The following is a 24,731-nucleotide window of genomic DNA, read 5'->3' as shown; positions in this document are numbered from 1 at the left end:
GACACATGACATTCGACAAACTCGCCGGCTTTATCAAGCCGCCGCTTCGAAAGTGCCTCTTTTTCAGGCGGAAAAAGATATTCTGCATCGGCGCCAACAAAACGGGCACGACCTCGATAGAGCGGGTATTCCGCTCCCTCGGGCTCAAAGTCGGCAACCAGGCGAAAGCGGAACTGCTGCTGCATGACTGGGCCAAGCGCGACTTCCGCCGCATCATCCGTTATTGCCGCCGGGCGGAAGCTTTCCAGGACGTGCCGTTCAGTTACCCGGACACTTTTCGGGCGGTCGACGCCGCTTATCCGGGATCGAAATTCATTTTGACGGTACGGGGCAGTGCCGAAGAATGGTACGAGTCGCTGGTGCGCTTCCATACCGGGTTGATCGGTAAAAACCGCCTGCCGACCGCCGATGATCTGCGCGCCTACGGCTACCGCTATCCCGGCTTTCTCTGGGAAGCGCAGCAACTTCGCTACGGGGCGGACGAAACCACGCTCTACGACCGCGGCCTGTACACGCGCTGCTACGAAGACCACAATCGCGCCGTAATCGACTATTTCAAAGACAGGCCGGACGACCTGCTGGTCCTGAACGTCGCCGACCCCGGCGCGATCGAAAAACTATTCGCTTTTCTGGGCTATCCCCATACCGGGCAAACCATGCCGCATGCCAATGCATCGAAATAAGGCGCTGCGCCGGGCAAACCTCCGTTGAAAACGTTTTTTCCGTGATCGATTTCAATATTGACGAATTCAGGCGGGCCCGGCTGCGGTCCGAAAGCGAAATAATGGCGGCGTGGCCGGACGCCTGTCCGGCCGTCAGCATCGTTTGCGCGACTTTCAACCACGAAGCTTACATCGAGGACGCCCTGCGCGGTTTTTTGCTGCAGCGGACGGATTTTCCGTTCGAAATCGTGATTCACGACGATGCCTCCGCCGACAACACCCGCGCCATCGTCCAGCGTTATGCCGATGCCTATCCGACGCTGATCAAGGCCGTACTGCAAACCGTAAACCAGTACAGCCGGGGCAAGAAACCCGTTCCGCTGGCCGCAGGCCATGCGAAGGGCCGTTATGTCGCCCTGTGCGAGGGCGACGATTTCTGGATCGACCCTGGCAAACTGCAGCGCCAATTCGACGAGATGCGAAAGCATCCGGCATGCGACATCAGTTTTCACGCCGCCGCCGTGCTGCAGGCGGATGAAACGCTGGCACCCGTCGCCGATTACGCAAAACGGGTAACGGTCATTCCGGTGGACAGGCTCATTGCCGCCGACGGCGCCTTTTGCCCTACCGCGTCGTTGATGCTGAAACGCAGCCTGTTCGACCGGCTGCCGGACTGGTATTATGAAAAAGCGCCGGTCGGCGATTATTATCTGCAGGTTATCGGCGCCTTGTCCGGCGGCGCGCTTTATTTGCCCGACGCCATGTCCGTCTACCGCCCTTTTACCGCCGGTTCGTGGAGCGCCTCCCTTTACCGGAAGGAGAAAGCCGGAATCGTCGCGCATACCGAAAGAACGCTGGATTGCCTGGCGGAACTGGACCGCTTTACGGACTACCGCTATTCCGCCAGCATCGGCCGGGCCCGGTCGCTGCAGGCCTTTTCGGCGGCGATTTTGTTTCTCAAAAAGAAACATGTGCGGGAATCCTGGTATTTCATGAAGATGAGCTGGTCGTCCTGCCGTCGGCTTTTTATCGGGCAATTGTTCTCGTTATCGAAAAAACTGGCCCGGCGAACCCTCTTCGGCCGATGAGAGAACGACCCATCCTTCCCGTAACGATTCAGCGCAATCCCATTTAACCTCCATGACTCAAACGCTTGCCATCGTCGGCGCGACCGGCTACATAGGAAGGCATCTGATCGACTCGCTGGCGAACGACGGCGATGTCCGGATCAAGGTACTCGCGAGGACGCCGCAAGGGGAAGGTCGAGATCCCCGCTGGCCGACAGGCGTGGAAGCCGTGCCGGGCGACCTGAACGATGCCGAATCCATGCGGGGCCTGCTCGAACCCGGCTGCACGGTGGTCAATCTGGTCTACCTATGGGATGCCGGAGAACAAGCCAACCTCGAAGCGATCCGCAATCTGCTCGATGCCTGCCGCGCCGCCCGCATCGGCCGGCTGATCCATTGCAGCACCGCCGCGGTTTCCGGCCGCGTCGCGGACGACCGGATTACCGAGGAAACCGCCTGCCGGCCGGTCACCGAATACGGAATGACCAAACTGAAGGTCGAACAGACGATTCTGGCCTCGGCGAAAGACCGTTTCGACGCCGCCATCCTTCGCCCAACCGCCGTTTTCGGCCCCGGCGCGGAACCGTTGAAAAAACTGGCCGCCGATCTGCTGCACGGAAGCCGCTGGCGCAATTACCTGAAATCCTGCCTTTTCGGACGGCGGCGGATGAACCTGGTCCATATCGGCAACGTGGTTGCGGCCCTGGGCTACTTGATCCGCTACGAAGGACCGGTTGGAAACAAGGTCTTCATCGTGTCGGACGACGCTGACCCGAGCAATAACTTTGCCGACGTGGAACGTTATCTGATCGGCGCGCTCGGAGTGCCCTCCCATCCACTGCCGCGGCTGCCGCTGCCATTGGGCTTGCTGAGCCTGCTGCTGCGTACGTTGGGCAGAAACAATATCAATCCGCGCTGCAATTATTCGCAAAACAAGCTCGAAACCTTCGGCTTCAAAAGCCCGGTCGATTTCGAGACGGGCCTGGCGAATTACGCGGCCTGGCGCCGGGCGCAGCCGGATAGCCGATCATGAAGATCCTGAACGTCAACTCCTCTCTGAGCTCCGGAACCGGCGGCGGCACTGCCGAACGCACCTTCCAGATGAGCCGCTTCCTGGCGATGGAAGGCAACGATTGCACGGTGCTGACGCTCGATGGCGGCCTGGATGCGGCCCGGATCGAAGCGCTGAAACCGGCCCGCCTGGTGGCTATTCCCCTGCTCTGGCCACGGTTCCACCTGCCGCGGATGCGCTGGCGGACGATCAAGGCGCTGGTCGAGGAGGCGGACATCATCCACCTGATGAACCACTGGGGCATGCTGAACTCGATGGTCTATTGGGCCGCCCGCCGCGCCCGGAAACCTTATGTGGTCTGCCCGGCCGGGGCGCTGCCGCTGTTCGGGCGCTCGCAGTTGTTGAAGCGGCTCTACAATCTGCTCGTCGGCCGGGCGATCGTCCGTTATGCCGCCGGCTGGATCGCGGTCACGGCGGCCGAGTTCTCCCAGTTCGAAAGCTATGGCGTGCCGTCCGAACGGATCACCGTCATTCCGAACGGCGTCAGCCCCGACGACTTTCCGGCTGTCGATACCGCCGAATTCCGGCGCGCAAAAAAATTGCCGGACGTACCGTTCATTCTGTTTATGGGCCGGCTCAGCCCGATCAAAGGCCCCGACCTGCTGCTGCAGGCGTTCACTTCGTTACAGGAGCGGATCCCCGATTACCATCTGGTTTTCGCGGGTCCCGACGAGGGCATGCAGGCTGGGCTTGAAGACGCGGCGCGTCAGGCCGGCATCGTAGAACGGGTGCATTTTCTGGGGCTGGTCGGCGGCCGGGACAAGGCGGCGGCCTACCGGGCGGCCCGCCTGCTCGCGGTGCCTTCCCGCCAGGAAGCGATGTCGATCGTGGTGTTGGAAGCGGGCGTCTGCGGCGTTCCGGCCATGCTGACCGATCAGTGCGGGTTTTCCGAAATCACCGCGATCGATCCGGGCCTGGAAACGCCGGCTACCGCGGAAGGCATTGCCGCCGGCCTGGAACGTCTGCTGCTGACTCCGGGCCTGCTCGAACGCACCGCAGGGGAATTACGGGAACTGGTCATGCAGAAATACACCTGGCCCCGTATCGTAGGACAGTATGTAAAATTGTACCGCACTCTCTTACCGACATCCGCCGGCCCATGAAGATACTGCTCGTCAGTCAATATTTCTTTCCGGAAGCCTTCATCGTCAACGATCTGGTCCGGCGCCTGAATGATCTAGGCCATCAGGTGACCGTGCTGACCGGCAAGCCGAACTATCCGCAGGGCAAGATTTACGACGGTTACCGGCTTGGAGGCATTCAGCGCGAACGCTACGCCGAAGCGGTCGAAGTAATCCGCGTACCGCTGCTGCCGCGCGGCAAGGGCGGCGGCCTGCGCCTGGCGGCCAACTACCTGTCGTTCGTGCTGTCCGGCCTGGTCCTTGCGCCCCGGCTGCTGCGCGGCAGGCCCTTCGATGCGATCCTGGTGTTTGCGATTTCGCCGATTACCCAGGTGATTCCGGCGATGCTGCTGAAATGGCTGAAAGGAGCGCATCTGGCGGTCTGGATACAGGATTTGTGGCCGGAGAGCGTCAGCGCCACCGGATTTATCCGCGACCCGTGGCTGTTGAAGATGATCGGCTGGCTCGTGAAAGGCATTTATGCGGGATCGGACACGTTGTTGGTACAATCGCGGGCTTTTACCGAACCGGTCGCACGTTATGCACGCAGAGACAAAATCGTTTATTATCCCAACTCTTTCGAGGATAAAAACGAAACGGCCGCCGATGAGACCCTTGTGCCCGAATGCCTGCTGGAGACGCTCGAAAACGATTTTTGCCTGGTCTTCGCCGGCAATCTCGGCACCGCGCAGTCGCTCGGCACGCTGGTCGGTGCCGCGGAGCGGCTGCGGCATCTTCCGGACCTGAAATTGGTCGTCGTCGGCAGCGGCAGCATGCAGCCCTGGCTGGAGCAACAAAAAAGCGGGAAAGCGCTGGACAATCTGCTGCTTGCGGGCCGCTTTCCGCCGGAAGCGATGGGGCCGATCTTCCGCCGCGCCAAAGGGCTCCTGGTCACATTGAAACGCGACCAGATTTTTTCCTGCGTGATTCCGAGCAAGATTCAGGCGTATCTCGCCGCCGGCCGGCCGATCCTCGCCGCGCTGGACGGCGAAGGCGCGAAAGTGGTGGAAGAAGCCCGCGCAGGGCTGACCTGCCCGGCCGAAGATGCCGAAGCGCTGGCCGAGTGCATCCGGAAACTGCATGCGATGGACGATGCCGAGCGCGATGCGCTGGGCCGGTCCGGGCGCGCCTATTTCCTTGAACAGTTCGAAATGGCGGCGCAAACGCAGCGGTTAGTCGAAATTTTTAACCAGAGAATAAAGGAAACACGGAGATGAGCGGGAAAGTCCTGGTACTCGGCGCCACCGGCATGCTCGGCAATGCGGTGTTCAGGTATCTGTCGGGCGATCCCGGGCTGCAGGTCTGGGGAACACTCCAGAGCCCTGCGGGCAAGCGTTTTTTTGCGGAGGCGCTACAACCTTATCTGCTCGCGAACGTGAATGTGCTCGATTTCGACACCCTGGTCGGCGTTTTCGGGAAAATCCGCCCCGACGTGGTGATCAATTGCATCGGCCTGATCAAGCAACTGGCGGATGCGAACGATCCGCTGGCCGCCCTGCCGATCAATGCGATGCTGCCGCACCGGTTGGCGAAATTGTGCGCATTGTCCGGCGCGCGCCTGATTCATGTCAGCACCGACTGCGTTTTTTCCGGCCGCCAAGGCATGTATCTTGAAACCGATCCTTCCGATGCGGAAGACCTGTACGGTAAATCCAAATACATCGGCGAACTGCATGACGTGCCGCACGCGGTCACGCTGCGCACCTCGATCATCGGCCGCGAACTGTTCGGCCATGTCGGCCTGGTCGACTGGTTCCTGTCTCAGGAAGACCGCGTGAAAGGCTATCGGCAAGCTGTCTTTTCGGGCTTGCCGACCGTCGAACTGGCCAGGATAATGCGCGATTTCGTGATCCCGAATCCGGCCCTGTCCGGCCTTTACCACGTTTCGGCCGCGCCGATCGACAAATATGCGCTGCTGAAAGAGGTCGCCGAGGCCTATGAGAAAACGATCGAAATCGTACCGGACGATGCCGTATGTATCGACCGTTCGCTGGATTCGGCGCGCTTCCGGCAAGCCACAGGCTATGTCCCGCCCACCTGGCCGGAACTGATTTTGATGATGAAAAATTTTGGATGACGGAGTTTACCGGGCACACCGATGTTTGATGATAAAGTCTTGATGATTACCGGCGGCACCGGCTCGTTCGGGCATACGGTGCTGAACCGCTTCCTGGACACGAACGTCCGGGAAATCCGCATTTTCAGCCGCGACGAGAAAAAACAGGAAGACATGCGCATCGCGCTGGCGAACGACAAGGTCAAGTTTTACATCGGCGATGTCCGCGATTACACCAGCGTTTCCGAGGCCCTGAGCGGCGTCGATTATATTTTTCACGCCGCGGCGCTGAAACAGGTGCCGTCGTGTGAGTTTTATCCGATGGAAGCGGTCAAAACCAATGTGATCGGCACCGAGAACGTGTTGAATGCGGCGATCGCCAACGGCGTCAAACGCGTGGTCGTGCTCAGCACCGACAAGGCGGTCTATCCGATCAATGCGATGGGCATCTCGAAGGCGATGGCCGAAAAAATCATGGTCGCCCGCTCGCGGATGATTCCGGAAACCGGCACGGTGGTCTGCGCGACCCGCTACGGCAACGTGATGGCTTCGCGCGGCTCGGTGATTCCGCTGTTCGTCGGCCAGATCAGGAAAGGCGAGCCGATTACCGTGACCGACCCGAACATGACCCGTTTCCTGATGTCGCTGGAAGACTCGGTCGATCTGGTCCTGCATGCGTTCGAGCACGCCCGGCAGGGCGACATTTTCGTGCAGAAGGCCCCCGCCTCGACGGTCGCGGATCTGGCCCAGGCGCTGAAGGAACTGTTCGGCAGCGCCTCACCGGTCAAAGTGATCGGCACGCGCCACGGCGAAAAGCTGTACGAGTCGCTGATCTCGCGCGAAGAAATGGCCAAGGCCGAGGACATGGCACGCTATTTCCGGATTCCCGCGGACAACCGCGACCTGAACTACAACAAATATTTCGTCGAAGGCGAGGCCCATATTTCGGAACTGGACGATTACACCTCTCACAATACCGTGCGTTTGAACGTAGCGGAAATCAAACAACTGCTGATGACGCTGGACTACATCAGGAAGGAACTCGATGCTTAAAGTGATGACCTTGATCGGCACGCGCCCGGAACTGATCAAGATGAGCCGGGTGATCGCCGAACTCGACCGGTACACGCGGCACCTCCTCGTGCATTCCGGGCAGAATTACGATTACGAATTGAACCAGGTATTTTTCGACGACCTGGAAATCCGGAAACCGGACTATTTCCTCGGCGTCAGCGGCGAAACTGCGGCCCAGGCAATTGCGGACGTGATTGCAAAGGCCGACGACGTGTTCGCAAAGGAAATGCCCGACGCCCTGTTATTGTACGGCGACACCAATACCTGCCTCGCGGTGATCGCCGCGAAACGGCGCAAGATTCCGGTCTTTCACATGGAAGCGGGCAACCGCTGCTTCGACCAGCGCGTGCCCGAAGAACTGAACCGCAAGGTGCTCGACCATCTGAGCGACATCAACCTGGTGCTGACCGAGCACGCCCGCCGCTACCTGATCGCCGAGGGCATCCGGCCCGAGACGATCATCAAAACCGGCTCGCACATGCGGGAAGTGCTGGATTATTACCGGCCGAAAATCCTGCAATCCGACGTGCTGGCGCGCGAGCGGCTCCGGGAAGGCCAGTTCTTCATCGTCAGCGCGCACCGGGAAGAAAACGTCGACCACCCGGAAAACCTGCGCGATCTGCTCGCAACGCTCAAGGCGCTGGCCGATACCTATCGACTGCCGGTGATCGTATCGACCCATCCGCGCACCCGCAAGCGCCTGGAAGCGCTCGGCGAGTCGCTGGAACACCCGTTGATCCGCACGCTGAAACCGTTCGGTTTTCTCGATTACATCCGGCTGCAGATGGCGGCGTTCTGCGTATTGTCCGACAGCGGCACGATCACCGAAGAAGCTTCGCTGCTGAATCTGCCTGCCGTGACGCTCCGCCAGACGCACGAACGGCCGGAAGGGATGGATGTCGGCACCTTGGTGATGTGCGGCCTGAGGCAGGAAAACGTGCTGGACGCCGTCCGGACCGTAACCGGCCAGCATGACCGGACGCGCCGGATCATTCCCGAGATAGCCGATTACCAGGCGGGCGAAGTCTCGAAACAGATCGTCAGAGTGGTGCTCAGCTACACAGGTTACGTCAACCGTACCGTCTGGTCGAAAACATGAACACCGCCGGCACAAGCGAACTGAACATTCTGATTACCGGCGCCAACGGCTTCATCGGCAGCGCCTTGACGAAACGCTTGCAGGCCGATCGGCGGTTTTCCGTCCGGGCTGCGGTGCGGAGCATGACGGGGCTCGGCCGGACGGCCGGCGCCGAAGTATTCGAAACCGGCGATCTGGCGGCAGACACCGACTGGCAGGCCGCGTTACAAGGCATCGGCGTGGTCGTCCATCTCGCCGCGCGCGCCCATGTGATGCGGGATACCGCGGCCGATCCTCTGACCGAATACCGCAAGGTCAATGTCGACGGCACCTTGAATCTCGCAAGCCAGGCGCTGCAGGCCGGCATCAAACGCTTCATTTTCATCAGCTCGATCAAGGTCAACGGCGAGCAGACGCCGCTGAACCGCCCATTTCGCGCGGAAGACCATCCTTCTCCGGTAGACGCCTACGGCATTTCCAAACGCGAGGCCGAAGACGGTTTGCGTGCATTGTGCGCGAATTCGGGCATGGACTTCGTGATTATCCGCCCTCCCCTGGTTTACGGCCCCGGAGTCAAAGGCAATTTCCTGACGCTGCTGCGCTGCCTCGATAAAGGCCTGCCGCTGCCGCTGGCTTCCATCCGGAACAAACGCAGCCTGGTCTCGGTGGACAATCTGGCCGATCTGATCGTGATCTGCATCGAACACCCCTCGGCCGCCAACCAGACGTTTCTGGCCAGCGACGGCGAGGATCTTTCCACGCCCGAACTGTTGCAACGCACCGCGGCGGCGATCGGAAAAGAAGCCTGCTTGTGGAGCGCGCCGGTCGGGTTATTGCATTTTGCCGCGCAATGCGCCGGCAAGACCGAGGCGATCCGGAAACTCTGCGGCTCCTTGCAGCTGGATATCGCCAAAACCTGTGAGCGGCTCGGCTGGCGCCCGCCGGTGGCTATCGATCAGGCCCTGCAGGCCACCGCCCGGTATTATTTGGGAGCCCGCAAGTGATCGAAGCCGGCGGTTTGCTTCTCTCGGCCCTGGCGGCGTTCCTGCTCACCGGCCTGATTCGTCGTTATGCCTTGCGCTCGAATCTGATCGATGTCCCGAACCGGCGCAGTTCGCATACGCAGCCGACCCCGCGCGGCGGCGGCATGGCGATCGTGGCGGTGTTTTCGGCCGGCCTCGTCGCACTGTCCGCCCTGGACGTACTGACTGCCAACCAGAGCCTAGCCTTGATCGGTGCCGGTACCTGGGTCGCCTTCATCGGTTTCCTGGACGACCATCGCCATATCCCGGCCGGATGGCGGCTTCTGGCGCATTTTGCCGGCGCGGGCTGGGGCCTTTACTGGCTGGGCGGCTTTCCGCCTCTGCTCTTGTTCGGGGAGACGGTCGATCTCGGCGGATTCGGCCACCTCTTCGGGCTCCTCTATCTGGTCTGGCTGCTGAACCTGTACAATTTCATGGACGGCATCGACGGCATCGCGGGCATCGAAGCGGTCACCGCCTGCCTGGGCGGTTCGATGTTGTTTCTGATCGGCGGCCATTACCAAGCCTGGCTGGAACCGGCCCTGCTCGCGGCCGCCGCCGCCGGTTTCCTGCTCTGGAATTTTCCGCCCGCCCGGATCTTCATGGGCGATGCGGGCAGTGGTTTTTTAGGCATCGTCCTGGGTATGCTCTCGCTGCAGGCGGCCTGGCTGGACCCGGCTCTTTTCTGGAGCTGGCTGTGCCTTCTGGGCGTGTTCATCGTCGACGCGACCTGGACCTTATGGCGGCGCTTCCGGCGCGGCGAAAGGCTGCACGAAGCGCACCGCAGCCATGCCTACCAGTTTGCGGCGCGCCGTTACGGCTCACATAAAACCGTAAGTTTATTCGTCGGCGCGGTCAATCTGTTCTGGCTGCTGCCGTCGGCGATCCTGATCGGCCTCGGCGTATTGAACGGTATCGCGGGCGTCGCCCTGGCCTACCTGCCCCTGCTTCTGTCCGCGATCAAATTCAACGCGGGCGGCGAAGAAATGCGCGGATGAAGTCCCGGCTGGCGCATTGGTTCATCGGGCAACCCCGCTCCCGGAAAGCCCTGATTCTGATCGGGGCCGATGTCGTGTTTGCGGTCCTGGCTTTATGGTCGGCTTTTTCGCTGCGCTGGGGCATCCTGTTCGTCCCTCGAAATATCGAGTGGACGCTGATCGCGGTCGCGCCCATGCTGGCCGTTCCGATTTTCATTCGCCTCGGCCTGTACCGGGCCATCATCCGCTATATCGAAATCAAAGCGTTATGGACGATCGTACAGGCGGTCGCTCTCTATGCCGGGGCCTTCGCGGCCATTTATTTCCTGCCTTTCATCTTTTACGAGAGCGGCATCCGCAACCTGCCGAGGACGGTCCCCATTCTGAACTGGCTGATCATGACCCTGCTGGTCGGCAGCAGCCGATTTTTCGCGCGCTGGTGGCTCGGCGACACCTATGCCCGGCTCGGCGGCGGGCATAAGTTCTCCCTGCAGCCGAAGAAGAAAGTGCTCATTTACGGCGCCGGCAGCGGCGGTGTGCAGCTGGCCTCGGCCCTATCGCTCGGCCGCGAATTCGAACCGGTCGCCTTCATCGACGACGATTCGTCGCTTCATAAACACAAAATTCACGGTCTCAGGATTTATCCGTTTTCGGCCCTGAGTTACCTGATCGACCGCTACGCGGTTTCAAGCGTCCTGCTGGCGATACCGTCCGCCAAAAGATCGCGCCAAAGCGAATTGATCCGGATGCTCGAACCCTATGCCGTGCATGTCCTGTCGATGCCGTGCGTATCGGAAATCGCCGAAGGTAAAATCACTTTCGATAGCCTCCGCGAAGTCGGCATCGAGGATCTCCTGGGCCGAGATCCGGTGACGCCCAACCCCGATCTGCTGCATGCGAATATCACCGGCAAAACGGTCATGGTGACCGGCGCAGGCGGTTCGATCGGATCGGAACTGTGCCGGCAGCTCGTCGCGCTGCAGCCGTCCGCGCTGGTGCTGTTCGAACTGAGCGAATACGCCCTGTACGCGATCGAACGGGAGCTGCTGTCTTCCCGCAACGGCGGGAACGAAAGAACGCCGATCTATGCGATCCTGGGCTCCGTAACCGATGCGCCGCGCCTGACCAAAATCTGCAAAACTTTCAAGGTACAGACGATCTACCACGCGGCCGCCTACAAGCACGTACCGATCGTCGAACACAATCCGGTCGCGGCGATACGCAACAATATATTCGGCACTCTGCGCTCGGCCGAAGCGGCCGTAACGGCGCGGGTCGAAACCTTCGTGCTAATCTCGACCGATAAGGCGGTACGCCCGACCAACACGATGGGCGCTACCAAACGTTTCGCCGAACTGATCCTGCAGGCCTTCAGCGCCGAGCCGTCCGTCCGGCAGTCCACCCGCTTCACGATGGTCCGCTTCGGCAACGTTCTCGGCTCTTCCGGCTCGGTCGTGCCGTTGTTCAAGGAACAAATCAAACACGGCGGCCCGGTCACGGTCACCGACCCGAATATCATCCGTTATTTCATGACGATACCCGAAGCCGCGCAACTGGTCATTCAGGCCGGGGCGATGGGCGGCGGTGGCGACGTCTTCGTGCTCGACATGGGCGAGCCTGTCCGCATTCTCGACCTGGCCAAGCGGATGATTCATCTGAGCGGCCTCGAAATCAAGGATCGAGAACATCCGGACGGCGAAATCGAAATCCGCTTTACCGGGCTCAGACCCGGCGAAAAACTTTACGAAGAATTGCTGATTGGAAACCATGTAACGGAAACCGAACATCCCCGCATCATGCGCGCCGAAGAACACGTAATCGCCTGGGCGGACCTTCGTAAACGTCTGGAATGCCTGGACAGGGCGGCAGAACGGGACGATCACGTACAAATTCGGGAAATTTTGCTGCAAGCGGTCTCGGGCTTCGCGCCGCAATGCGGCATCGAAGACTTGCTCTGGAAACGGGCGCAATCCGGCGCCGCAATGCCGGGCCCCGAAGAAATAGACAAAAAAAAACCTCCCTTCGAAAATGGCGAAGGGAGGCGGAAAAATCAAGCAGCGAATAAATTTGAGGAGGCGCCGCCCGATGAAACAGAGAAAAATCTGTGACGCTCTTACTATACAGTCTTTAAAATAGGATACAATAACGCATATAATAAATTCATTGTTTCCTCATATGAAACAACTTAAAATTTCGACGATGTACCGCTCCCTCACTTTGGCCGCATAGGATTGGCAATCCCGTCCTGCGATTCCGCGTTTCCCTTAAACCTTAAACCCGCCAAACCCAGCTTGATTGCAGGAGAATCCCGTGGATAAATTGACCAGCATGAACGTTTTCGTCCGTGTCGCGAAAGCGGGAAGCTTTGCCGGCGGCGCCCGCGATCTGGATATTTCCCGGGCGATGGCGACCAAGCACATCATCCACCTGGAAAGCGCGCTCGGCACCCGCCTGTTCAACCGCACCACGCGCAGCCTGAGTCTGACCGAAGTCGGCGCCGCGTATTTCGAACGCTGCCAACAGGTCCTGCTCGACATCGAGGAAATGGAATCGCAGGTCACTCACCTGCAGACCGAGCCGCGCGGCTCGCTGCGGATCAGCGCCCCGCCGGTAATCGGCGCCACCCATATCGCGCGCGCCATCTCCGAATTTCTGAAGCTGCATCCCGACCTGAACATCGAACTGACCATCCAAAGCGGCCCCGGCGACATGATCGAAGACGGCATCGATCTAGCGATTTATCTGGGCACGCTGAACGACACCAGCATGGTCGCGCGCAAACTGGCCAGTTCTTCGCTAGTGGTCTGCGGATCGCCCACCTATTTCGCCAAACACGGCATTCCCGAGACGCCGCAGGATCTCGTTCACCACAGTTGCCTGATCAACTGGGCCATTCATCCCAAAAACAAATGGCCGTTCAAAAGCGAATCGGGTTCCCAGACCATTACCGTCTCGGGCCGCCTGCAAGCCAACGTGGCGGATGCGATCCGCATCGCGGCGATCAACGACATGGGGCTGGTGATGCTGCCGATCTACATCGTCGGCTGGGATATCGAACGCGGCAGGCTCCAGCCCGTGCTCCAGAATTACCCTTCGCCGCCGCTGGATGTGCATGCGGTTTATCCGCACCGGAAATATTTGTCCGCGAAAGTCCGCGTATTCATGGAATTTCTGCAAACCTGGCTGGAGCCTCGCGTCAGCAAGCCCGGGGGGGACTGCCCCGAAACATGAATGAGCTCCAGGAAAAATGGGACCGGCTCTACAGCCTGGACGAACCCGGCAACCAGGCCCCGGTGCCGCTGCTGGCCGAAAACGCGTTCCTATTGCCGTCCGAAGGGCATGCGCTCGATCTCGCGTGCGGGCTCGGCGCCAACGCGATTTTTCTTGCCGAGCATGGCCTGAAGGTCGTCGCTCTCGATATTTCCGCCGTCGCGATCGAAAAGTTGCAGACTTATGCCGGCCGCCGCCGGCTGGCGATCGAGGCGCACCGGACAGCCATCAGCTCCGCTTCGCTGCCTTCTTCCGCCTTCGATGTCATCGCGGTCGGCCGTTTTCTTGACCGCGGTTTGAAGGATGCGATAATGAACGCCCTGAAACCCGGCGGCTTATTGTTCTATCAAACATTCACCCGCCTGAAAATCGGCGACGAGGGTCCGAAAAATCCCGCCTATCTGCTGGACCGCAGTGAGCTGCTGACCCTGTTTCTGCCGTTGCGCCCGGTTTTTTACCGGGAAAATGCGGCGATCGGCGACCTCGGGCAGGGACTCCGCAACGAAGCCCAATTTATCGGCCAAAAACCTGAGCAAGAAATAAAATCATGATCGAAAACCTGACTCCGCAACAATGCTGGGATTTGCTCCAGCGCGATCCGAATGCCGTCCTTGTCGATGTCCGCACTAAGATGGAACACGCCTTCGTCGGTCATCCGACCGGCGCCATCCATATCCCCTGGAAAGAAGCGCCGGACTGGCAGCTGAATCCGAACTTTGCCGCCGAGGTTGAGGCCGCCGTCCCGAATAAGGACGCCCCGATCCTGCTGCTCTGCCGCAGCGGGCAACGCTCGCTGGATGCCGCCAGGCTGCTCGAACGGGACGGTTACAAGCATCCGATCAACATTCTGGAAGGCTTCGAGGGACCGCTCGACGAGAACAAGCACCGCGGCAATCTCGGCGGCTGGCGCTTTCACGGCCTGCCCTGGGAACAAAGCTGAACCAGGCGCGCCTTCCCCGCACCGCGCGCCCTGTGCGCAGATAATTACTGCACGCTTGCAGACCCCCGCACGGGTCTACGCTCTTTTTCCTCATGCAGTCCCTTTCATTTTCCTCCGGCGCAGCACTTCCAGCTTCCCCTGCTCTTTTCTGCCACCTGCGGCTAACTCTCCTCCCACGCCAAAGAAGATAGAAAACCAATTAATTCATAAGTTTAAGATAAATTCTTAATGAATCTTAGGATGTTTAGCCAGCTCTTTTTAACAAACCTTAACAAACAATCATAACTTATTGTTTAAATAAGTTTTATTGTGCCAGTCGCGTAGTCGTGTAGTCGTGTAGGTCGGGCACGCGCTTTTTGTGCCCGATATTTTCGATGTGACACGGTTACGGATCATCGAGCACCCTCTTCGCCGCCCAAATGTCGGGCAACGGTGAAGCTGTTGCCCGACCTACCAGGCTACCAAGCTTCACCGTCCAAATGCTTCAAACGGGATAAAGATGATTCTAAAGTAGAGCGAAAGAAGAAACCGGCAGAAATTACGGTGTTTGTTCCACGCGGAACTCTTGACAAATCACTTGACACGACTTTAACTATCGCCTCTAAGTTACATTAACTTCCGCCTTTAAATCACATTAATAATATTTCATAAATATCTGTTTTTATTTTTATTATTAATGAAAATAAATTTTGGTTTCTTATGCCCTTTCCGGACAATTACGGCAGTCTCAGTCCGGAGATCTCATCTTCGATTTGGGCCGTCTCCGTTTTTTGAATCCGGCGAAGGAGGGACCGGAGCCTAATTTCAAAAACGCTCCGAGCCGCCCAAAAAGGATCGAAAGGATCGCGGCCTCCTCGTCAATCATCGCTGCGCATCAAACTCAGCAAATCGTCCGCCGAAACCTTGCCGCTGACGTCCGCACCTTCGAGCAGGCTGTCGGCAAGGTCGCGCTTGCGGCTGTGCAGCGCGACGATTTTTTCTTCGATCGTCTGTTTGGCGATCATCCGATAGATCGTAACCGGGCGCTGCTGCCCCATCCGGTGCGCGCGGTCGGAGGCTTGGTCTTCGACGGCCGGATTCCACCACGGATCCATGTGGATCACATAATCGGCCGCAGTCAGGTTCAGGCCGACGCCGCCGGCTTTCAGACTGATCAGGAACAGCTCGCCGTCGCCGCGCTGGAACGCATCGACGCGCTGCTGGCGTTCCTTCGCCGGTGTCGAACCGTCCAGATATTGATACCGAATGCCACGCCCTTCGACATAGTTTCGGATCAGTTGCAGATGGTCGACGAACTGGCTGAACACCAGCGCTTTGTGCTTGTTGTCGCGCAGTTCCTCGACGATTTCGCCGAACGCGGCCAGTTTGCTGCTCGGCAAGTTGATTTCGGCGTTTGCGAGCCGGCTGTCGCAGCAACTGCGGCGCAGTTTGGTGATCGCGGCGAGGATTTTCAGATGTTTCTGCCCCGGCGGGCCGTCGCTACTCGCAAGTTCGTTCAGGCTGTCGCGGCGGATCGCTTCGTAAAACGCCATTTCTTCGCGGCTGAGTTCGACATAAACCGGGATTTCGGTGCGCGGCGGCAGTTCCTGCAAGACCTGGGTCTTGGTGCGGCGCAGGATGAACGGCTGAATCAGCTTCTTCAGGCGCTGGCGGGCCTGGGCGTCGCGGTCGCGTTCGATCGGCCCGGCAAAACGCAGGGTGAACTGCTCCTGCGAACCCAACAGGCCCGGGTTGATGAAGCGGAACAGGTTCCAGAGCTCGCCAAGATGGTTTTCGAGCGGCGTGCCGGTCATCACGATCCTGAAATCGCCCTGCAGATTCATCGCGCCTTGCGAGCGGCGGGTCGCGGTATTCTTGATCGCCTGCGCCTCGTCGAGAATCACCGTCCGAAAGCGGATTTTCGCCAGCATTTCGGCAACGGCTTCCTGCTGCAGCAGGCCGTAGCTGCAGATCAGCAGGTCGTACGGTCCCAAACTCTCCAGCATGCCCTGGCGGTCGCCGCCGCCCAGTTGCCGGGGCTTCAGGGTCGGTGCGAAGCGGTTCGCCTCGTTTTCCCAATTCAGGCACACCGAGGTCGGCGCGACGATCAGCGCCGGACCGTCGGGCGCGCGTTCGACCAACAGCGCGAGGCCCTGGATCGTTTTGCCGAGACCCATGTCGTCGGCCAGGCACGCCCCGACGCCCCAGTGCGCCAGGCGCGAAAGCCAGACATAACCGTCTCTCTGGTAATCGCGCAGTTCCGCCTGGAAAGTCGACGGCAGCTCCGGCCGGAACTCGCGCGCGGATTTCAGGCGCTCGACATGCGCCTGCCAATGCTTGTCGGCTTTGAATGCGCCGCCGTCCGTGTCCCAGTCCTCCAGAGTCAAAGCCGCCAGCGGATTGATCCGGACGTTCCTGCCGCTGATGTCGGCGTAGGCCTGCAAGTCTTCCAGCCGGCGGCGGAACGCTTCGGTCAAAGCGACGAACTGGCCGTCCTTCAGTTGCAGGAAACGGCCTTTGCCGCTGCCGAGCAGGGACAGCAGCTCCTGCATTTCGATGACGGTGCGATCGTCGATCTTCAATTCGCCATCCAGCGCGAACCAGTCGTTAGCGCGTTTGATGTTCATGCTGAAATTCGTACTTCCGGCCTGGCCCAGCAGCCGGAATTTGACGCCTTCCGGCCATTCGACGATCGCCCGGCCTTCCGGGAGCGACTTGAGCTGCAGCAGCAGTTCGAGACATTGCTCGGGCTCTTCAAGCAGCCGCTCGCCGGCTTCGTCCTGCTCCGCCAGGCCCAAAGCCGGGCAGGCTTCGAGCAGTTCGGCGGCGCGCGTTGTTTCGAGCGGCAAGTCGCGCTTCGCCTGCAGCCGCCGTCCGTCGATTTCGGCAAAGACGCTTTCGCCGCCCCGGCCGGGCGCATAATACGCCCCGCCTGTCGCAAACGGCCTGATCAACAGCGCAGCCTTCAAGCCTTCGCCGAACGGCAGCAAATGCACGCGCGGCGTGGCGTCGGCGGCGACCTGTTCGGCGCCGCTCGAACTGCCGCCGACGTCCGAATGAACGGTCAACAGGCTCGAAATGCCGGTCAGAGTCTGCAGTACGCGTTCCTGCGCCGACATCGGCACTTCCAGACCCTGAGGCCCCAGCACCGAATAAATCTTTTGATGCTCGGGCGCGAATTCGACGACTTTCAGGCGCGTCGGACTTTCCTTGCCGACATGGATTTTAAGGTCGTGCCACGGCGCCGGGTGCAGTTCGATCCGTATCTTGTCGCCGCCTTTTCCCCGGCTGACCCGTAACTCGGGCTCGCCCTTGACCACTTCGACGCGCACTTCGGGCGAATCCGCCCAAAACAGCAACGGATGGCCGGCCAGAGCGAGCGGCATTCGGCTGCTGAATTCGTAAGAGACCGCCCCGTAGTACCAGCTGCCGCCGCGGAATTCCTTGATCGTCTTGCACAGTTTCAGATCGTGTTCGCTCAAATAATCCAAACTGTCACGCTCCTCGTAAAGGCGCTTCAAGGCAACCGTCCGGCCCTTGCTCCAGCCGCCCTTGGCCTGCTGTTTCTGTTCGCGGGGCTCGATGGCCACGGTATGGCCGTACTCATGATAGGACACCAGCCAGATCAGGCGGACCGACTTCTCCGGGGCCGCCGGCCGGTCAGCGCTTTTGCCGGCCGACGGCGCGATATTCAACAAGGCGTCCAGGGCCAGATCCCAATCGGGCCGGCTGACGAACAGCTCGGCCAGGGCAAGGGGTTGTTCGGCCAGAAAACCGGCATCCCAGCGTTCGCTCCCGGCAGGGGCGATTTTAGCGAATACCTTCGCCAGTTCGGCGGCCGGCCAGCGATAGCCGTTATTCTGTAAATGGGCGTATAAAGACTGCTGATTTTTGCTCACTTCCGTAACATGCCCGGCATCGACCCAACATTGGATCAGCCATAAAAACACATGCTGTAATGCATTCGGAATCACCATCGCCGCTTCCGGACGGCCGTCTTTACCGAAACCGGAGGTGAGTTTGAACGGCAGCGTCATTGCCAGAAGTTCGGTCCGCCGCTGCAGGTCGCCCTGCTGAAACTCGTGAAACAGCGCGAGGTAGCGGTAAACGTCGGTCCAGATCCCGCCCATCCTGCCCCCTTGGGCGAGCAGGTTCGGCAGCTTCGCGAGGCGTTCGCCGTCACGCTGTTTCATGATCGCGAGCGGATAGAATACCCCGGCCAGGCCGTAAAAATACGCCGTGCGTTTGCCGGTTTCTTTCCTGAGCGCCTGCAGCGCCTTTTCGAAACCGACAATTGCCTGCGCCGAATCGCCTTTCATAAAGGCCAGCGCGGCGGCGACAGCTTGCAATTCGGGCTCGGTGCGGGGCGTTATCCAACGCTCGAGTTCGTCCCAATCGCCGCGCAGCCATTGCAATTCGGCAAACACGCGCGTCGCCAGAGGCGCCTTGACGAGCCCCGGTTCGAGCGCACACCGGCTTAAAAAATCGTCAATGGCCGAGTCGGCATAGAGATGGCTCAATTGATGTAAGGCAATGTAACCGGCAATGTCGTGCAGGATGACCGGATGGCGCCTCTTCAACCACGCGGCATCGAACGGGTTCAAGATCCAGCGCAGATAGATGTCGTGATCGGGCGGCAAATTCAAGACATGGCGGCCGATTTTCAGGCATTCGTCGGCCTCTTTATACTCGCGGAGGTGAAAGCGGATTCGCGCTTCGCGCAGACAGTCGTCGGCCTTATCGTAGCGGTAATAGCCGCCGCGCACCGGCGCATGGCGGCCGATGCTGTCGGCGATTTTTCGGAAGGCGCGCGTTTCTTCCGCCAGCTTTCGGGTCAGCGGCTCGACAAAACGCCGTGCGCATCGGTAGGTACCTTGTTTAGGCGTTTTTTCGGCCAGCCGCGAGTCCTGCAAGGCTTCCAGCAGCGGCGCCAGCGTTGCCGGTTTGAACGCCTTGCCGTCCTTGTCTTTGAATCCGAGATCGAACAGACATTTGCCGATCAGCATCGGACCGGCATAGCCGTCATGAACGGCCAGCACGTCAAGGATGGCGCCTTGTTGGGGAGAAAGTTGTTCGTATGTTTTGAATTGTTCGGAGAGAATTGCGGAATCCATCACCAATGCTGACTCGTGTAAGGGTTCGGAGCGGACTGAGGGCGGTTACGGCTGTAGTTAGCCGAAGAAAAAATGTAGGAAGGGCAACGGCACGCATTGGAACGGTCTTTAGGAACCGCAGACCTATACTGCGCCGTAACCCGCCAAGGTTGCCGCAAAAGGCGGGTTCGGCGTGCGGAAAGCTTTGCCGAACCCGAAACTCAAAAGCGAAGCGCGCCGAACCCGCCCTACGTTTGACCAGGACGCGACGATCTTTATTCCGCCGTGCCCAGGATCACGGCCGTGCGCGCTTTCGCGAAAGCGCGGTCGAAAACCAGCGGCTGTTCGACGCGAATTGGCGGCGGTGCGTCATCGGCTCCGTCGCTGCGCTGCAAGCCGACAAAGTCGAACAGCTTCGCATCGGCCAATTGCGACGGCGCGACGTTCTGCAGGCTGGTGAAAATCGTTTCGAGGCGGCCCGGGAACTGTTTGTCCCAGCCTCGAAGCATCTGCTTCATCGCCTTGCGCTGCAGGTTTTCCTGCGAACCGCACAGGTTGCACGGAATGATCGGAAAGTTTTTGAAAGCGGAGAAGCGTTCGATGTCCTTTTCGCGGCAATACGCCAAAGGCCGGATCACGATGTTCTTCCTATCGTCGCTGAGCAGCTTGGGCGGCATCGCCTTCAGTTTGCCGCCGTAAAAGATGTTCAGGAAAAAGGTTTCGAGAAGGTCGTCGCGGTGATGGCCGAGCGCGATTTTGGTGACGCCGTGCTCTTCGGCGAAGCCGTACAGGATGCCGCGGCGCAGCCGCGAGCAGAGCCCGCAGGTCGTGGCACCCTCCGGAATCACCCGTTTGACCACGCTGTAGGTATCGCGCTCGATGATGTGGTAGGGCACGCCGATCGATTCGAGGTATTCGGGCAGCACGTGCTCGGGAAAGCCCGGCTGCTTCTGATCCAGATTCACCGCGATGATCTCGAACCGGACCGGCGCGGTTTTCTGCAGATTCATCAGGATGTCGAGCAAGGTGAACGAATCCTTGCCGCCGGACAGGCAGACCATCACCTTGTCGCCGTCCTCGATCATATGGTAATCGGCGATCGCATCCCCTACGTTGTGGCGCAGGCGCTTTTGCAGTTTGTTGAATTGGGTGCGGGTTTTCGAACGGATATCGGACATGCGATGAAACAATTAAAGGGGTGGAAATTGCGTAGGGCGGGTTCGGCGCGCTTTGCGGGTGACTTTCAAATCAGGCAGACATTTCCGTGCGCCGAACCCGCCTTTTACGGCAATCTTGGCGGATTACGATACGCAGCCAAGACCGTCGATGCTTAAAGCCCCTACCCATGCGCATCGGAATCCACCCTACGGTCTATCTACGCGGAGCGGGGGTTTGCAACCCCGTCCCCTTACGTTTTCTACCGTGCACGGCAGTAGAAACTCTGAGGACGGGACAATATGCCTCGCCCGGCCAAGCGCCTTGCAGTGCTAGAGAATTAGGAGTTAACCGGTATAGCGTTCGAAGATCAAAGTGGCGTTCGTCCCCCCGAAGCCGAAGCTGTTCGACATGATCGTATTCAGGGTCACGCCGTCCTCGCGCTCGCGCACGATCGGAATGCCTTCCGCGCCCGGATCGAGCCGGGTGATATTGGCTGAAGCACTCAGAAAGCCTTCTTCCATCATCAATAACGAATAAATCGCCTCGTTCACGCCGGCCGCGCCTAGGGCATGGCCGGTCAGGGATTTGGTCGAACTGACCTTCGGCACCCGGCCGGCGCCGAACACGGTACGCAACGCTTCGAGCTCCTTGGTATCGCCGACCGGCGTGCTGGTGCCGTGCGCGTTGATATAGTCGATTTTACTGCGTACCGTCGCCAGGGCCTGGCGCATGCAGCGCACGGCGCCTTCGCCCGACGGCTGGACCATGTCGTAACCGTCGGAAGTGGCGCCGTAACCGGTCAATTCCCCATAAATTTTCGCGCCGCGCGCTTTCGCGTGCTCCAGCTCTTCGACCACCAGCACGCCGCCGCCGCCGGAAATCACGAAGCCGTCACGGGTTTCGTCATAAGGCCGGGATGCCGTTTCCGGGGTATCGTTGTATTTCGACGACAATGCGCCCATCGCATCGAACAAAAGCGACATCGTCCAATGCACTTCTTCGCCGCCGCCGGCGAATACGATGTCCTGCTTGCCCATCTGGATCAGTTCCATCGCATGGCCGATGCAGTGCGCGCTGGTCGCGCAGGCCGAACTGATCGAATAATTGACGCCCTTGATCCTGAACGGCGTCGCCAGGCAGGCCGTGTTGGTGCTGGACATCGTGCGCGGCACCATGTAGGGGCCGACTTTTTTGATGCCTTTCTCGCGCAACAGGTCGGCTGCCTCGACCAGGTTCGAAGTGGAAGGCCCGCCGGATCCCATCACGAGGCCGGTCCTTTCGTTCGAAATATCGCTGTCTTCCAGCCCCGAATCGTCGATCGCCTGCTGCATCGCAATGTAGTTGAAGGCGGCGCCGTCGCCCATGAAACGCTTGATCTTGCGGTCGATATGGGCATCCAGGTCGATCTTGACCGCGCCGTGAATATGGCTGCGAAAACCGAGTTCCCGATAAATATCGGCAAAACCGATGCCGGACCGTCCGAGCTTCAACGATTCGACGACTTCATTCCGGTTATTGCCGATACTCGAAACGATACCTAAACCGGTTACCACAACTCTTTTCATTACCTTTAAACCTTAGAAATCTTCTGTAGAAGTAAACAGACCGACGCGCAAATCGGTCGCTTCGTAAATCTTTTTGCCGTCCACTTCCATCGTCGCGTCAGCAATGCCCATCACCAGCTTGCGCATGATCAGACGTTTCATGTGAATATGGTAGACGACTTTTTTGGCGGTCGGTAACACCTGACCGGTAAATTTGACCTCGCCGACGCCCAGCGCGCGCCCTTTGCCCGGCCCGCCCATCCAGCAGAGAAAAAATCCGACCAACTGCCACATCGCATCGAGCCCCAGGCAGCCCGGCATGACCGGATCGCCCTGAAAATGACAGTCGAAAAACCAAAGGTCGGGCCTGATGTCGAGTTCGGCGATGATCTCGCCTTTGCCGTACAGCCCGCCTTCATCGGTAATCAACGTGATGCGGTCCATCATCAGCATAGGCGGCAACGGCAATTGGGCATTTTTGGGTCCATAAAGTTCTCCCCTTCCGGACATCAACAATTCGTCGCGCGTCAGACTATGCTTTTTCTCCATTCTGTGTTTACCTTGGCAAATTTTTATTAAATTGGTTCCGCATATTATCTATCAGGCCCTGAAAAAAATCAGCTCATTTTTACCCGGGCGGAACGGCGGGCATCAGGTCGGTGATCTTCAATCCGGGTTTGTCGAGCCGATGCTGATAAATGACCGCATAGGACAAAACCGCCGCCACATACTTTCGTGTTTCCCGAAACGGGATCGTTTCGACCCAGATATCGGCGGGCATCGCCCCGGCATTCGGCAGCCATTTCGTTGCTCTGGCAGGCCCCGCATTGTACGCCGCGGCCGCTAACGCCACATGACCGTTGAAGCGCTGCAGCAGTTTTTTGAAATAATAAGATCCCAGCCGAATATTCACATCGGGGTCGAACAGACTGGCGTCCGTTACCAGATCTTGCTGAATCTCCCGTGCAATCTGCCTGCCCGTTTTCGGCATCACCTGCATCAGTCCCAGCGCCCCGACGGCCGATTCGGCATGGCTGTCGAGCATGCTTTCCTGCCGGATGACGCCCAGCACGACCGCAGGGTCGAGATTGTGGCGGAGCGCATTGTTCCGCACCTGTTCCAGATAGCCGACCGGAAAGCGCAAGGCCAGATCGTCCCAATAATCCGCCTTGGCCAGCGTCTTGATCGCAACCGGATGCCAGCCCCACGACTCCGCCAGCTTGGCGGCCCGTGCGCGTTTCTCCCGGGCCAGTTTTCCCGTTGCGAACCACCATTGCCGCTGCGCTTCCATTTCGCGGTTTAACGCCCTGAGCTCGATCACGGCCTGAAAATCCTTTTCGGCCGCCAATTCCGCCAGATCGTTCGCGGCCAGCGGCACAGGGGTATCGGCCAGGAAGTATGGCTGCGACACCGCGTCGGCGGCCAGAAAGCCGTAAAAACTTCGGTCCTTGGCAGCCTGCATATACAGCGACCGCGCCTCCGCGGCCTGGCCGGCGACCTCGAACGCACGCGCCTGCCAATACTGCCAGCGCGCTTCCTTGAGCTCTTCGAGCGTCAAATCCGACACGGCTGCTGCGATATGCTCCCAGTTCTGTTCGAACAAAGCGGCCCTGACCCGCCACTCCCTCACCTCGCCGTCATAGACACTCAAACCGGTCAACCGGTCGTAAGCGCCGGCCTTTCTTTGAAAGGCCAAAGCCAGCGCCAGCCGGCGCTCGGTCATTTGCTTGATGCGGTCTTCCAGCGGCAGGCCTTGTTTCTCGGCGTCCCAAAGCCGCACGGCCCTGTCCGGGTCCGACTTGGCGATCCGGTCGAGGCCATGCGCAAAAATTCGGGCGGACAACGCATCGTTGCCCGAACGATTCTTCAGTTCAATGATCCGTTCGGGGTTCTTATCGACTTCGAGCCATGACTCAGCGACATCACGGTCCGACCTCGGCAGCTGGCGCGCAAGCGATTCGGCCAGCTGCCGGTGGTTTTCCTTCAACGCCATTTCGAAACGCTGCCATATCATTTCGCGGCTCATCAGCGCGGATTTTTCCAACTCGGCAAATAGCGGTCCGCATTCGCCCGGCTGAGAACTGCCGCTCATCCACAACCGTTTGGCATTCAGCAGGGCCTGTTCCTGAAAACCGGTTTGAAAGCGGGCCCAATGATACAGGCATTGGAGCGCCACATTGCCGTCGGCTATGTAATTTTCGGTATAAGCCTGCCACTTGTTTTGCGCGGCCATCGACTTGAGCCATTTTTCCCGCAGCAGCGGAGCGTAGCGCGTGTTTTTATAATCCGCCAGAAACGCACGGATTCCGTCGGTTTGCGTCAGGTCCTTTTTCAACCACTGATACAGAAGATAAGGATAAAGCGGATACTCGGACAGCGTATCGGCCAGTGCCTGAAAAGCGGCCGCATCGCCGCGCTCGACCGCCTGCTCGGCCAGCACGAAGTCGCTGCGCTCGCGCTGCCGGTCGCGCGCGCAGGCATCGATACCCGACGCCAGTACGATAGCCAGGAGGATGACTCGTAGGGATTGCATGCTATTTGAGAAATTGATTGATACGGCGGTCTGAACGAAATATTCGAAGAAGCGCCGCCGAACGGCGGCTATGACTAAATTCAAG

General features: G+C 59.5%; 19 protein-coding genes. 14 read left to right on the top strand and 5 right to left on the bottom strand.

Annotated elements, in window-relative coordinates:
• The first annotated feature begins 5 nt into the window (after window positions 1-5).
• The 14 genes from CC94_RS0116790 to CC94_RS0116725 all read left to right on the top strand — a co-directional run bounded on the left by CC94_RS0116790 (window position 6) and on the right by CC94_RS0116725 (window position 14,339).
• Complete coding sequence (locus CC94_RS0116790) at window positions 6-683, top strand: sulfotransferase (protein ID WP_005371742.1); 678 nt, start codon at window positions 6-8, stop codon at window positions 681-683.
• A gap of 101 nt (window positions 684-784) precedes the next feature.
• Window positions 785-1,750 (top strand): glycosyltransferase, encoded by a 966-nt coding sequence (locus CC94_RS0116785; RefSeq protein ID WP_157203456.1) that lies wholly within the window; start codon window positions 785-787, stop codon window positions 1,748-1,750.
• A gap of 52 nt (window positions 1,751-1,802) precedes the next feature.
• Window positions 1,803-2,762, top strand: a complete 960-nt coding sequence (locus tag CC94_RS0116780; RefSeq protein WP_005371736.1) for an NAD-dependent epimerase/dehydratase family protein — start codon at window positions 1,803-1,805, stop codon at window positions 2,760-2,762.
• Window positions 2,759-3,904: a glycosyltransferase gene (locus tag CC94_RS0116775; RefSeq protein ID WP_005371734.1), complete on the top strand. Its 1,146-nt coding sequence runs from the start codon at window positions 2,759-2,761 to the stop codon at window positions 3,902-3,904. The genes CC94_RS0116780 and CC94_RS0116775 overlap by 4 nt, the downstream gene beginning before the upstream one ends.
• On the top strand, window positions 3,901-5,139 hold the full coding sequence (locus CC94_RS0116770; RefSeq protein WP_005371732.1) for a glycosyltransferase family 4 protein: 1,239 nt from the start codon (window positions 3,901-3,903) through the stop codon (window positions 5,137-5,139). The genes CC94_RS0116775 and CC94_RS0116770 overlap by 4 nt, the downstream gene beginning before the upstream one ends.
• Window positions 5,136-5,999: a dTDP-4-dehydrorhamnose reductase family protein gene (locus CC94_RS0116765; protein WP_005371730.1), complete on the top strand. Its 864-nt coding sequence runs from the start codon at window positions 5,136-5,138 to the stop codon at window positions 5,997-5,999. Before CC94_RS0116770 ends, CC94_RS0116765 begins: the two co-directional genes overlap by 4 nt.
• Before the next feature lie 21 nt (window positions 6,000-6,020).
• Window positions 6,021-7,031, top strand: a complete 1,011-nt coding sequence (locus CC94_RS0116760) for a polysaccharide biosynthesis protein (RefSeq protein ID WP_005371729.1) — start codon at window positions 6,021-6,023, stop codon at window positions 7,029-7,031.
• Window positions 7,024-8,151 carry a non-hydrolyzing UDP-N-acetylglucosamine 2-epimerase gene (gene wecB, locus CC94_RS0116755; protein ID WP_005371727.1) on the top strand — a complete coding sequence of 376 codons (1,128 nt, stop codon included), beginning with the start codon at window positions 7,024-7,026 and terminating at the stop codon, window positions 8,149-8,151. The genes CC94_RS0116760 and wecB overlap by 8 nt, the downstream gene beginning before the upstream one ends.
• Window positions 8,148-9,134, top strand: a complete 987-nt coding sequence (locus CC94_RS0116750) for a UDP-glucose 4-epimerase family protein (protein WP_005371725.1) — start codon at window positions 8,148-8,150, stop codon at window positions 9,132-9,134. Before wecB ends, CC94_RS0116750 begins: the two co-directional genes overlap by 4 nt.
• Complete coding sequence (locus tag CC94_RS0116745; protein ID WP_005371723.1) at window positions 9,131-10,150, top strand: MraY family glycosyltransferase; 1,020 nt, start codon at window positions 9,131-9,133, stop codon at window positions 10,148-10,150. Before CC94_RS0116750 ends, CC94_RS0116745 begins: the two co-directional genes overlap by 4 nt.
• Entirely contained in the window at window positions 10,147-12,237 is a 2,091-nt protein-coding gene (locus tag CC94_RS0116740; protein ID WP_005371722.1) for a polysaccharide biosynthesis protein, read from the top strand. The genes CC94_RS0116745 and CC94_RS0116740 overlap by 4 nt, the downstream gene beginning before the upstream one ends.
• Window positions 12,238-12,439: 202 nt before the next feature.
• Entirely contained in the window at window positions 12,440-13,360 is a 921-nt protein-coding gene (locus CC94_RS0116735) for a LysR family transcriptional regulator (protein WP_005371721.1), read from the top strand.
• Window positions 13,357-13,950, top strand: a complete 594-nt coding sequence (locus CC94_RS0116730; RefSeq protein WP_005371720.1) for a class I SAM-dependent methyltransferase — start codon at window positions 13,357-13,359, stop codon at window positions 13,948-13,950. The genes CC94_RS0116735 and CC94_RS0116730 overlap by 4 nt, the downstream gene beginning before the upstream one ends.
• Complete coding sequence (locus tag CC94_RS0116725) at window positions 13,947-14,339, top strand: rhodanese-like domain-containing protein (RefSeq protein WP_005371719.1); 393 nt, start codon at window positions 13,947-13,949, stop codon at window positions 14,337-14,339. The genes CC94_RS0116730 and CC94_RS0116725 overlap by 4 nt, the downstream gene beginning before the upstream one ends.
• Window positions 14,340-15,196: 857 nt before the next feature.
• Here the strand turns inward: CC94_RS0116725 and CC94_RS0116715 are convergent.
• From CC94_RS0116715 to CC94_RS0116690, 5 genes are all read right to left on the bottom strand, one after another.
• Entirely contained in the window at window positions 15,197-19,432 is a 4,236-nt protein-coding gene (locus CC94_RS0116715; protein WP_005371718.1) for a DEAD/DEAH box helicase, read from the bottom strand.
• 254 nt (window positions 19,433-19,686) lie between these two features.
• Window positions 19,687-20,589 (bottom strand): tRNA 2-thiocytidine(32) synthetase TtcA, encoded by a 903-nt coding sequence (ttcA, locus tag CC94_RS0116710; RefSeq protein ID WP_005371717.1) that lies wholly within the window; start codon window positions 20,587-20,589, stop codon window positions 19,687-19,689.
• Window positions 20,590-20,913: 324 nt separating this feature from the next.
• Window positions 20,914-22,134 (bottom strand): beta-ketoacyl-ACP synthase I, encoded by a 1,221-nt coding sequence (gene fabB, locus CC94_RS0116700; RefSeq protein WP_005371716.1) that lies wholly within the window; start codon window positions 22,132-22,134, stop codon window positions 20,914-20,916.
• Window positions 22,135-22,146: 12 nt separating this feature from the next.
• Window positions 22,147-22,662, bottom strand: coding sequence for a 3-hydroxyacyl-[acyl-carrier-protein] dehydratase FabA (fabA, locus tag CC94_RS0116695; protein ID WP_005371715.1), 516 nt, complete (start codon window positions 22,660-22,662; stop codon window positions 22,147-22,149).
• A 79-nt stretch (window positions 22,663-22,741) separates the two neighbouring features.
• Window positions 22,742-24,646 carry a transglycosylase SLT domain-containing protein gene (locus CC94_RS0116690; RefSeq protein WP_005371712.1) on the bottom strand — a complete coding sequence of 635 codons (1,905 nt, stop codon included), beginning with the start codon at window positions 24,644-24,646 and terminating at the stop codon, window positions 22,742-22,744.
• Window positions 24,647-24,731 lie beyond the last annotated feature (85 nt).

The organism is Methylomicrobium agile, assembly GCF_000733855.1.
GTDB classification, from domain to species: Bacteria; Pseudomonadota; Gammaproteobacteria; order Methylococcales; family Methylomonadaceae; genus Methylomicrobium; species Methylomicrobium agile.
The sequence above is the reverse complement of the archived record's forward strand: the minus strand, read 5'-3'. Positions and strand labels throughout refer to the sequence as shown.